Origin of the sequence: Phaeobacter sp. CECT 5382, from assembly GCF_001457775.1 — a bacterium.
GTDB lineage: Bacteria > Pseudomonadota > Alphaproteobacteria > Rhodobacterales > Rhodobacteraceae > Pseudophaeobacter.
On record NZ_CYSG01000053.1, the window covers coordinates 1 to 1,274 of the forward strand.

Annotated in this window: 1 protein-coding gene; it reads right to left on the minus strand. The window is 55.0% G+C overall.

What is annotated here, in order from left to right; genetic code table 11:
- Positions 1-41: 41 nt before the first annotated feature.
- A protein-coding gene (locus PH5382_RS19320) for an IS3 family transposase (RefSeq protein WP_231751951.1) occupies positions 42-1,195 on the minus strand; the annotation gives its coding sequence in 2 pieces (ribosomal slippage) (positions 42-928 and positions 928-1,195; 1,155 coding nt in all).
- Between the last annotated feature and the right edge of the window lie 79 nt (positions 1,196-1,274).

Genomic DNA, 1,274 nt, shown 5'->3' on the forward strand with positions numbered 1-1,274 from the left:
GCTGAGCTACTCCCCAATCCTTGGACAGGATCTGGCGTGATTTAAGCTACTCTTTGCACCTGCTGATCGGGGTTGGTTGGTTCGTTTCGCTGCCAATAGATCACAGCGGGTGGTTTGCCGCCAAGGGCGGAATGAGGGCGCTTGTGGTTGTAGAACGCGATCCACTTTCTGACGCCAGCTTTGGCCTCTGATCCGGTCTCCCATGCGTGCAGATAAACGCATTCGTATTTCAGCGACCGCCACAGTCGTTCGACAAAGATATTGTCGAGGAACCGGCCTTTGCCGTCCATTGAGATGCGGATGCCGGATCGACGCAGGCGGTCGGTCCAAGCAAATGACGTGAACTGGCTGCCCTGATCCGTATTCATGATCTCGGGTGGGCCGAACTTGTGGATCGCTTCATTCAAGGCATCAACACAGAACTCGGCTTCCAGCGTGTTTGAGATACGCCACGCCAGCACCTTGCGCGTGTGCCAGTCCATGATGGCGACCAAATATAAAAACCCACGCCGCATCGGCAGGTAGGTGATGTCGGCGCACCAAACTTGGTTGGGCCGATCCACGCGCAAGCCGCGCAACAGATAAGGGTAAATCTTGTGACCCTTCGCTGCCTTGCTGGTGTTGGGCTTCTGATAGATCGGCATGAGGCCCATCAACCGCATCAGGCGTCTGATCCGCTTCTCATTGACGAGGTGGTCGTCATTGCGCAGGTGCCATGTCATCTGACGTACGCCGTAAAACGGCGTTTCCAGGAACTGCTTGTCGATCAGGCGCATCAGATCGAGGTTCATCTCACTTTCGCTCTTCGGCTCATAGTAGAACGAGGACCGCGAGATCGACAGCAGCGAACATTGCTTGCTGACTGACAGACCTTTTAGGTTCGGCTCAATCATCTTGCGCCTCACTTGCCGGTCCAAGGTTTGAGCTTTCTGGCCAAAAAATCGTTGGCGACGGCCAACTCCCCAATCTTGGCGTGCAGGTCTTTGACCTGCTCCTCATCGACTTCCGGTGCCTTCCGTCCGCCACGCTCAAATACGCCCGATGCGCCTTCAAGTAATGCGCGCTTCCACTGATGGATCATCGTTGGGTGCACGCCAAACCGACTGGCCAACTCGCTGACCGTCTCTTCGCCTTTCAGCGCTTCCAGCGCGACCTTAGCCTTAAACTCTGGATGATGTTGCTTCCGTTTCGACATATCTGATCTCCTTCGTGTTGAAGATCAGCAGACAACAAATAGCAGCTTACGTCAGTGTCCGAATTTCGGGGGTAGCTCA